The sequence below is a fragment of the Candidatus Poribacteria bacterium genome, assembly GCA_021295715.1.
Lineage (GTDB): Bacteria > Poribacteria > WGA-4E > WGA-4E > WGA-3G > WGA-3G.
The window spans coordinates 1-9,804 of sequence record JAGWBV010000142.1 but is presented as its reverse complement, the minus strand read 5'-3'; the positions used below and the strand labels follow the sequence as shown (position 1 = coordinate 9,804).

The following is a 9,804-nucleotide window of genomic DNA, read 5'->3' as shown; positions in this document are numbered from 1 at the left end:
TTGCTCTGAGTCAAGTCTAACAGGGTATCGTTTCGCTGGCATCACAGACTCCAACTGAAAGGATTTATGACAGGGACACGCAGCATACCACTTTTCATAATAACTGTCAATAGAAACTTGACTCACTACTAGATTCACTGCACATCAGCGAGACGCGGCAATCGCGTCTATTAAGGAGGAATTTGGCTGGCGATTGGAACTCTTTGGTGTTGAACGTTTGCAAGTTCTTCTTGATGTAAGGCATCAACAAATTAAGAAACTGCATCCGAGTATTTTTCCGCCGGAATTTCTTGCGATTCAAAATCACGTTGATACCTCAAAGAAACGAGACCATCTTTTTATTAGTTCTGTTGATGAAGATGGAGCGTTTGCAGATTGGTTAACTAGAAAATTGACCACAGAGGGGTACCTCGTTTGGTCCGAGCGATTCAAGTTGTTAGGCGGTGAGGCTTATCCGGATGATATTGACGATACAATTAAAAATCGAACTTTCAGGTTTATTAGTCTGTATTCGCGAGTGTCCCTGAAATATCCTGAGGTAGGCCGCCAAAGAGCATTAGCCCTTAATATAGGAAATGAACGTAAGCAAGATTTCCTTATACCTTTAGATGTAGATGGTGTAAGTCCTGCACAGTTGGACCATGTCACAAGAGCATTGAACTTCATTACGTTTAAAGACAATTGGGCTGTTGGACTGGAGCAATTGCTGAAAAAATTGGAATCTATTGACTGTCCAAGATCGCTGCCTAACGGAAAACGTATTGCTGTGGAAACCTTTTTAGGAGACGATGTTAGATCGGACGAGAAAGAAATCCTGTTTTCAAACTGTTTCCAAATTCAACAGATACCGAAGGTTATTTATCGTTTCAAAGCACGAAAGGAAATTCCAAAAGAAAAACTTGATGAACTCAAGTTTGAGTGGAGTTACCGAAGAGTTGATCCATATACATTTCTTAGTTTTCATAAACCTCCTGCTTTAATTACCAGAGAATATAGAATAACCAAAAAGGGCGGAGGTCTATGGCCGGAAGTTGAGAGAATAGATAGAATTAGATCATCCAACTTGGTTTCGGAGCTTATCCGGAAAGCTTTGATTGTGAAAGGTCATCAGAAGGGGTTGAAATACTGTTCTGAAGCCGGATTGCTCTATTTTCCTCCGAACCTCCTGAAGAACAATCGGCTCAATTTTATCCGTCCTGATGACAACTCAGAAACCTATGTACTCGCCAACGGTGAAAGAAAACACCCCTCCGGAGGCAAATACCTATATTCGCTCGCTCCCGACTTTTTTATTCGTCAAGATATTTTTGATGATTTCACTGTTCTTATTCGGATACGAGTTCGCCTTTCAGACCCAAAAGGCAAACCGTTAAAAGGTCATCGCACGATCGTTTCACGACGAAAATATCTATGTAAAAACTGGTGGAATAAACATTGGTTTAACCGCACTTTGGCTGTCAGTCAGTTTCTAGCGGATGAAGGAAAGATAACAATTGGCGAATCACAAGATGTGCAAATCATTATCGATGCCAACCCTTTGCATTTCAATGCTCCAGTTGGCATCAATGAAGAAAGGCTTGGTGAAATTAGTCGCGAACAAACAGAATTGCTCGGAAGTTACGAGGAATATTTGGATGAAGATCTTAGGGACGAGGGAATCTAAAGATGACTGAATCAATTATAGTTTTTGATGAACCAGAATTGGAATTCCGATATGGACAGAGGATGATACATCCACGGGATGGACTTGCTACCTTTGGTCCCTCTGACATCGATTTACCATCACAACCAGGAAAGTTGTCTTATATTGTGATTGGAACGAACAAGGGGCTCACTAACTTTAATAAGTGGGCAGATGCTATGAATCGTCCCGCCATTTCTGCCCCAAATGGAAATCAGAGACTTTGGTCTCCATTTCCTGGTTTTGAAGCGGCATTTTGTTTGAACTGGCCCAGTGAACCGGTCAGATCTTATCAAATTGATCAAGATCAGCTCATTGAAACCTCTCGTTACTCAGATGAATATGAGCGGGTGTTTGAAGTTACTAACCATTACCTTGAACAACTGAAAAAAACAACCAAACTTGATGAGAATATTGACGTAGCCATTTGCGTTGTACCGGATGAAATCTGGCAGAATTGTCGTTCAAAGTCACGGGTCGCTGATCCTATCGAACGTGCTTCTTCCCAAAGAATAAAAAGTAGAAGGGCTGGACAAACAGAATTACTCCCAGATTTTTATCCACAACAGTATCGCCTATCCCTTGATTTTCGACGACAGTTTAAGGCGCGCGCGATGCAATATGAAATTCCTTTACAAATTGTGCGCGAATCTACATTACGATTGATAGACACCAATATACGCAGGGAACGCAGCCTCACCCCCCTATCAGATCGTATGTGGAACATTAGCACTGCGCTTTATTACAAATGCGGTGGAAAGCCTTGGAAACTTGCTACTGCTCGCGACGGTGTTTGTTATATCGGAATTGCTTTTCGTAAAACTGACACGCATGAGGTTGGGAAAAACGCTTGTTGTGCTGCCCAGATGTTTCTTGATACCGGAGATGGTATAATATTTCTTGGTGAATATGGACCCTGGTATTCACCGGAAAAGAAGCAATTTCATTTGAGTGAATCCGCCGCTTGCAAGCTCTTAGACGGTGTTCTAAAGACTTACAAAGATCTTGAGGGCAAGCAACTTAAGGAGGTTTTTTTGCATTCACGGTCTACCATTAATAGTGAGGAGTTCTCCGGTTATCAAAAAGCGTGTCCAAAGGGAACTAAACTCGTTGGTGTGAGGGTTCGTGTAGATCGTCGACATACGCCGATGTTATTTCGTACGGAGACCAGACCAGTCCTTAGAGGGACATTTTGGAGGCTTAATAGCCGAGCAGGTTTGTTATGGGGAAGTGGATTCAAGCCTCGAATTGCAACCTATGACGGAGCGGAAACCCCGGTTCCATTACGGATTGATATTCAACACGGAGACGCACCGATAGAAAGAGTCGCACAGGATATTTTCGGCTTAACAAAATTGAACTATAATACGTGCAAACTAGGGGAATCTCAACCTGTTACCGTACGTTTTTCCGATGCCGTTGGGGAAATTCTAATCTCAAACCCCACTGTTTTCCATCGTAAACCGCAATTCAAATTCTACATCTAATCGTTTGAAGAAAAAGATGCAACAGAACTACACTGCTATCATCCAACAAAGTGACGGTTGGTGGATCGGGTGGGTGCAAGAAATTCCCGGTGTCAATTGTCAAGAACGGACCGGGAATGAACTGCTGGTTGCTTTGGAAATTCCACTTCGCGAAACGATAGCGTACAATCGCGAAGAAGCTCGCCGGGCAGTGGAAAGCCAGCACAAGGAAGTGACCATCCAGATTTAACCCATACGCGGCGAATCAGAGTGAAACGTCTCTTCGCCGAACATCGACAATTGCCCGCCTGTCAGACGTTCAATGACTTTCTTCTGCGTCACTTGCTCGTCATTTTCGCCGATATGAATAACCGGTATATCCTGCATTATGAGGGTTGCGCCGATGAGTTTGCATCTGTGACACTCCTTCGGCTTCCCTTCGCTGCACATCAGGACAACAGATTGTTGTTGCGAGAAAGCAGTGTGCAGGCGTTCAACCTTTATGTCGTCAGAGACCCCATCTCGACCCTTCGGTTATGCATCTAAGTGTTCTCGGAAAGCGTTAAAAGTTTTAGCGATGGAAGCTATGAGATTCAACTGCTTGAGACGATTGAGATCCTCGATGGCTTCGAGGCTCGGTTTCAGGGCGTTGACATCTGTCCTTGGGAAACGGGCGTTGAGCGTGGCAAGGGTGTTTTCAATACTCATTTGTCGTGCCCCTTGCTGTATACCTTGCTCTATACCTTGCTCTAAGTAATGTTCTGCCATGCTTTGCATGAGTTCTACCTCCTGTGCCGAGAGTTCCAAAGCCTTGTGGTGTTCAGAGACAATCTGCTCTAAGATGCCCCGTTCTTCAACTGAACGCCGATAGAAAACTAACAGGTAAAGATAGTAGATCGCCTGCTCCCACGACCCACGATCCGATTCACTGAGATTGCCGAGATGTTTCCCCAACCGTTCTAATACAGAGATGAACATGGATGTCTCAGGAACGTCCTCGCGTTTGAAAACCGTCATTAGCCACCCGAACGGACTATCCGTCCTCACGAGATTCGCATCGGGTTCGCTCTTGACACCGAGAAAAAGCGTCTCAAACCTTGGAATAAATCGCAGCAATGCCTGCGGAACATCCATCAACGCCTCAAGCGAGAGGGGCGTTTGCCATTTAGGTTGACCCGTGTAAAACACCACTGGAATGATCGGACGAAATCGCCACTCACTTTTCGGGACGTTCTCGGATACCCACTTCTGACGCTGTTGATCCCAGACCTGACACATATAAAACAGCAACCGAAACCCCATCACAGGGTCTACCGTAGATTGATGTTCAATGAGTATGTAGATCAGCACCTCTGTTTCATTGGTGTCCCGGAAAGGTAAGAGGAATACCAGATCCGATTCTTGTTCGCGGAGGTTATCGGCGATAAAAGTGGTGTTGACGCGTTGGACTTTGCTGAAATCCAGAGAACTTGCAAGATCGCTACCGATGATTTCAAGGAGTCCTCGGAGGTTCTCTGGGTTGGATAACAGCCATTTCGCACTCCTATCTGAAAACTGTCCAAGCGAGTCCCGAAAAAAAGAGAGAACTTCATTGGTGTCCAACATATACGATTATTATACACCCTGTCCCGCAGAAACACAACTTATTTTTTCTGGGACCAAGGCTATTTCGTTCTTCAATAATTTATGTCTTGGATATGACGCTGGAGGAACCTGCTATGAAAGACGGTTCGATAAGGAGCGAAGAAAATCTCTACCTTTGAGAAGACGAATGCTTACAAAAGACAGTGTTCCTCACAATAGTCACGGATAATTGGTAAAAAATCATCGGCGTATTTCTCGGCTTTCGCGGAAGTAACATGTTGAATTTGTAGAAATTCTTCTTTGGTTTATGGAAAAAAAGTTGCCATCGCTTCCAACGTCCTGTTCCAAAAGACACCAAACGGCCGAACCCCTTCCTCATCAGCAATCGTTTTGCGCTTCTCTCGAAGTCGCTCAAAAAGTTCCGGAGCGTATTCGTTCGGTTTTTCAGATGCTGTCTCAGATGTATTCAGTGCTTCATTTGTGTTCTTTACTGATTTCACACCATGTTTCTTACAATAATCTTGGATGATAGGTAAAAATACCTTAGCGTATCTTTCTGTTTTCTTAGGACCAACACCATGAATCTTGATGAACGATTCCTCAGTTTGTGGGAAATAGGTTGCCATTTCTTTTAATGTCCTCTCATTGAATATCCGTCTTTGCTCCGTCTTTGCCACTATTCTACATTTGTCTCGAAGTTGCTCAAAAAGATCGTGTGCGTATTCATCTCGCTTTTTGGATGTAGCATCATCAGCATTCAAACCGCCAATTTTGATCTCTATCGAATCTATCCCAAAAAATCATCGGCGTATTTTTTCATCTTCCTGAGACTGACCCCACGAATCTGCGCGAATGCCTCTCTGGTTCTCGGAAAAGAGGTTGCCATTTCTCTTAACATCCTATTAGTGAAAATCCCTTCTTGCTCTGCCTTTTCTAATGTTTTACACTTGTCTTGAAGTTTCTCAAAAAGTTTCTGAGCGTATGTGTTGGGTTTTTTAGATGCTGCTTTCTGAGCGTCTGAGTTTTCACTTACGCTGTTTGTTGAACCTACCGAAATCCCCCGAAACTCTTCTTCACCATTGAGTACTCTCTCTCCTTTTGGGGTCAAGTAGAGACTGCCGTATTGTGCATCCCGCTTCAAGAGTTCATGTTGGAGCAATTGAAATGCCAGATGTTTCCACTGTACTTTGCTATACTCTTTGCCGATGCCGTAGGTGGAGAGCAAGGCATGGTTGTTTTTGAGGACCTTCCTTGCCTTTGAGCCAAGCAGTATATTGATAATATGTGTTTCTCCGAAACGCCCATTTGTTTGAGAAACACTTGATAGAAAGTCTTGAGCGGGAATTGTCATGTTCGCCCTCTTTATCTTTACCTTACAGCAGTTGTCACACATCCCGCAATTCTGTTCCTTGTATGATTCTCCAAAATAGGTTAATAACACTTTCCGGCGGCATTCTATTGAAGTTGACCATGAAACAAGCGTCTGTAAGCGTACCTGTCGTCCCTGCTTTTCAGATTGCGCGCCTTGATTGATGAAGTAGTTGATAGTATCCGCATCCTTGTAACTGAACAAAAGTAGACAGTCCGCCGGAAGCCTATCCCGGCCACTACGACCGATTTCCTGATAGTAAGATTCAGGGTCCTTCGGCAAACCTGCATGTAGCACAAAGCGGACCTCCGCCTTATCAATACCCATGCCGAAAGCGATTGTGGCGACTATCACTCGGATATCACCCTTAATGAAAGCGTCCTGATTCTGTTTTCGGGTTTCGCCATCCAAATCTGCGTGATAAGGGAGTGCTGAAATCCGCCGAGCCGTTAAATTACGGCATAGGGATTCAACCTGTTTCTTTGTCTGACAATAAATGATGCCAGACCCTTCACGATGCGTATTGAGAAACGCGAATGTCTGCTCAAGTAATTCAACTTTTGGCTCAACGGTGATGAAGAGGTTTTCTCTATCAAAGCTGGCGATGAACTGGTTTTCGTTGCCAAACTTGAGTAATTTTTTAATGTCATTTTGAACCCGTGGAGTAGCAGTCGCTGTTAGGGCGACGCAGACAGCGTTTTGAAATCGCTCGCGAATAGAAACCAACTCCCGATAATCTGGACGAAAATCGTGTCCCCATTGTGAAATACAGTGGGCTTCATCAATCGCGAGACATGCTACATTTGATCTATCGAGTTTCAATAGTGTTCCGGGCTTCACCAATGTTTCAGGTGCCATGTACAGCAGTTTCACTTCACCCTGTTTGACACGCTGCATAATGATTTCCTGTTCAGAGTAGTGGAGGGTGCTGTTGAGAAAGGCAGCATGAATACCTCTCTGTTTCAACTGTCCCACCTGGTCCTGCATAAGCGAAATTAGAGGAGAAACAACAACAGTCAAACCATCAAAGATGAGTGCAGGCAATTGGTAACAGAGCGACTTTCCACCGCCTGTCGGTAGAACGACTAACGCATCCTGTCCTTTGAGAATGTGCTTAATAATCTCTTCCTGAAATGGACGAAACTCTTCATGCCCAAAGACGTTTTTGAGAATTTCTAAGGGATTTTGCGTTAGCGTTTGGGATGGAGGCAACTTCTCTTCACGAGAAGGCTTTCGTTCTTCCTGTCTTTCCTCTTCAAGAAACCAGCCAGAAATTTGGGCGTAGCAGCGTTCTTCTAATTCTGGTTTATCTTCTGGTCGCCACCAGTGCGCTAACGACACGCGCAGGAGCGTGTTTGCAGGAATTGTCTCAAGTGGTTCTTGAAAACCGCCGAAAGTAAATGTGCATCCGCCATTTTCTGTAGGGTAGCGATATCGGGGCCTGTGCTTCTCTATATCAAGGGTTAGTGGCTGATCTGTCCTCCAAAATGTGGTACTGTAAAATGGGATGCCGCCTTGTTTAACGATGTGAAGTCTACCGCTCTCAGTGTCTTGCAATAAACCTTCATAGAGCACTCGTGGATGCCCAGTTTTTGGTGGCATCAAAAGTTCAATAGCACTCACCAAATCTTTCATGTCTTTTGTGGTGTGAAGGCGCGATTTTTTATGGACGACAAAGTTTTCGTTATGCGGTGGAATCAGTGAAGTTTCAGGCGCACCCGTAATCTCCCAAATATCGCCAACCTCATATTCCCGATTCGCGCCGTCATGTGGATCAGCATTGCACGGAACGAGCCGAACGCTTTCCCCTTTTTCTGTAATCGCGCCGATGCACGCGCCGCTTCCCATTCGGGTCTTCGCAACAATGAGGACTCTCACGGTAAAATGTCTTCGACCTCCAAATCGAGTGTTTTCGCCAGTTTAGCCGCTACCAATGAGCGGTGACATGCCTCCGGTGCGGTTTCCACACAAAAGAGGGCAACGACTTTGGCATCCGATTCCAGTTCATCCAGCAGACCTTGGGGCTCAAATTCGGCAAGGCATTCGGTGTGATATGCTGCAATAAATGCTTCCCCCAATCTGATGCGTTTGCGTTTAGCGGTTTTGCTTGCTTTATCAGCTGCGGCCTGTTTGTCTCGAACGGTTTTCGTCGGACCGAGGTCTTTTCGATGGATATATCGGATGCCGAATTCTGACAGACGCGCTTGCAATCTCGCACTGTTGGCGAATGCATAAGTCGCACCGCGGAGACCGCGCCGATTGCGAATATCACAAAACGTATCGACCTCTGCCTTGCAGAGTGCGTCAAAAAAACTGGATTCGTCAAAGCCGTATACGCCGATGGTGACAATTTTGATTTTCATAGTGAGTGGAATTAAGTGTATTTTTTCCGAGAATGAAACGTCTCTTCCCCGAACATCGACAATTGCCCGCCTGTCAGACGTTCAATGACTTGCTCCTGCGACACTGGCTCGTCATTTTCGTCGATATGGATGACCGGTATCTCCTGTGTTGTAAGGGTTGCCCCGATGAGTTTGCATCTGTGACACTCCTCCGGCTTCCCTTCACTGCACATCAAGGCAACAGAGTATTGCTGCAAGAATGCAGTGTGCAGGCGTTCGATACCGTGTTGGTAGTACTCCCTCTCCTTGACCTTTTCATAGTCAAGTTTCCCGTTGACGTAACACGTTTCATCGTCAGGTCTACCGCCGAGTGTATCTCCCATGAACACGTAGCGGATGTCGTGCTGTTCGAGTTCCTTCGCGAGTTGTGCTTTCGAGAATTCCGGCTTATAGCGCGAGTAGGGGGCAGAACGGACATCGATGAGGTAAGCGATCTCATGCTGATGTAGCACTTCGATGAGTTCCGCAATCGAACGACTTCCGTAACCTATGGTATAGATTGGGGTGTGGGCAGGCGATTTTTCCATAATAGATATATCATATCATGCAACCTGCCAGAAAAGCAATTACGTTTTATCCTTGCCGTTTTTCTATAGCGTATGTTATATTAGGCGCAATAAAACAGGCTTTCAGAACTGCATCTTCGGCACTCCCACACCCAATATGAAGAACTATAGCGTTAGAATGATTCGTGAGAACATGGACAATATCCCGCAATTTCCGATTCCAGACGGATTTGCAATCCGAAATTATCGTCGGGATGAGGGACATATCTGGACACGGATTCTGCAAGCTGCGGAACCCTACATTGACATTGACGATGGACTTTTTAATCGTGAGTTCGGACACTATCTCTCAGTGATGGAGGATAGAAGTTTTTACCTAACCACGGACGCAGGCGAGGAAATAGGAACAACCACGGCATGGTGGCAAGATATGAATGGAGAGGTGTGGGGACAGATCCACTGGGTCGCGGTCCATCCCGACTACCAAGGAAACGGACTTTCCAAACCGCTGATGTCTGTAGCGATGGAGCGTCTTAAACAGTCTCACGAGTGCTGTTTTCTCGGCACGTCAACCGGGCGTATGGCAGCAATCAAAGTTTATCTTGACTTCGGCTTCATACCAGACCTTTCATACGAGAATAGCAAAGAAGCTTGGACGGAAGTCGCATCCGTTTTAGATTATCCAATTTTGAGGGAGTTTGCGAGTTAAAACTTGGTATTGAACTCATAGCGAGTAGAAGTTAAGAATCGTTGAAAGTTACACGAAAGTTAATCATTGAATATGCTAAATAACGAA

Annotated in this window: 10 protein-coding genes; 5 read left to right on the top strand and 5 right to left on the bottom strand. The window is 45.1% G+C overall.

What is annotated here, in order from left to right; all coding sequences use genetic code 11:
- The first annotated feature begins 193 nt into the window (after positions 1-193).
- Genes J4G07_21815 through J4G07_21800 form a run of 4 tightly spaced genes read left to right on the top strand, consistent with a single transcriptional unit; the run spans position 194 to position 3,693 of the window.
- Positions 194-1,663: a toll/interleukin-1 receptor domain-containing protein gene (locus J4G07_21815; protein ID MCE2416622.1), complete on the top strand. Its 1,470-nt coding sequence runs from the start codon at positions 194-196 to the stop codon at positions 1,661-1,663.
- 2 nt (positions 1,664-1,665) lie between these two features.
- The gene (locus tag J4G07_21810) at positions 1,666-3,168 is read left to right on the top strand and encodes a hypothetical protein (protein MCE2416621.1); all 1,503 of its coding nucleotides are present in this window, start codon (positions 1,666-1,668) and stop codon (positions 3,166-3,168) included.
- Positions 3,169-3,184: 16 nt separating this feature from the next.
- The gene (locus tag J4G07_21805) at positions 3,185-3,397 is read left to right on the top strand and encodes a type II toxin-antitoxin system HicB family antitoxin (GenBank protein ID MCE2416620.1); all 213 of its coding nucleotides are present in this window, start codon (positions 3,185-3,187) and stop codon (positions 3,395-3,397) included.
- Positions 3,398-3,417: 20 nt separating this feature from the next.
- Positions 3,418-3,693 carry a hypothetical protein gene (locus J4G07_21800; GenBank protein ID MCE2416619.1) on the top strand — a complete coding sequence of 92 codons (276 nt, stop codon included), beginning with the start codon at positions 3,418-3,420 and terminating at the stop codon, positions 3,691-3,693.
- On the opposite strand, the gene J4G07_21795 is transcribed toward J4G07_21800, so the two are convergent.
- From J4G07_21795 to J4G07_21775, 5 genes are all read right to left on the bottom strand, one after another.
- Positions 3,682-4,752 carry an Rpn family recombination-promoting nuclease/putative transposase gene (locus J4G07_21795; GenBank protein ID MCE2416618.1) on the bottom strand — a complete coding sequence of 357 codons (1,071 nt, stop codon included), beginning with the start codon at positions 4,750-4,752 and terminating at the stop codon, positions 3,682-3,684. The two genes, J4G07_21800 and J4G07_21795, sit on opposite strands and share 12 nt — an antisense overlap.
- Before the next feature lie 284 nt (positions 4,753-5,036).
- Positions 5,037-5,408: an HRDC domain-containing protein gene (locus J4G07_21790; GenBank protein ID MCE2416617.1), complete on the bottom strand. Its 372-nt coding sequence runs from the start codon at positions 5,406-5,408 to the stop codon at positions 5,037-5,039.
- Between the two features lie 110 nt (positions 5,409-5,518).
- Positions 5,519-7,978: a DNA helicase RecQ gene (gene recQ, locus J4G07_21785; GenBank protein MCE2416616.1), complete on the bottom strand. Its 2,460-nt coding sequence runs from the start codon at positions 7,976-7,978 to the stop codon at positions 5,519-5,521.
- Positions 7,975-8,463, bottom strand: a complete 489-nt coding sequence (locus J4G07_21780) for a DUF488 domain-containing protein (protein ID MCE2416615.1) — start codon at positions 8,461-8,463, stop codon at positions 7,975-7,977. The genes recQ and J4G07_21780 overlap by 4 nt, the downstream gene beginning before the upstream one ends.
- An 11-nt stretch (positions 8,464-8,474) precedes the next feature.
- Positions 8,475-9,029, bottom strand: a complete 555-nt coding sequence (locus tag J4G07_21775; GenBank protein ID MCE2416614.1) for a DUF488 domain-containing protein — start codon at positions 9,027-9,029, stop codon at positions 8,475-8,477.
- 136 nt (positions 9,030-9,165) lie between these two features.
- Here J4G07_21775 and J4G07_21770 point away from each other — a divergent pair, with 136 nt between their 5' ends.
- Positions 9,166-9,717 (top strand): GNAT family N-acetyltransferase, encoded by a 552-nt coding sequence (locus J4G07_21770; GenBank protein MCE2416613.1) that lies wholly within the window; start codon positions 9,166-9,168, stop codon positions 9,715-9,717.
- The last annotated feature ends 87 nt before the right edge of the window (positions 9,718-9,804 follow it).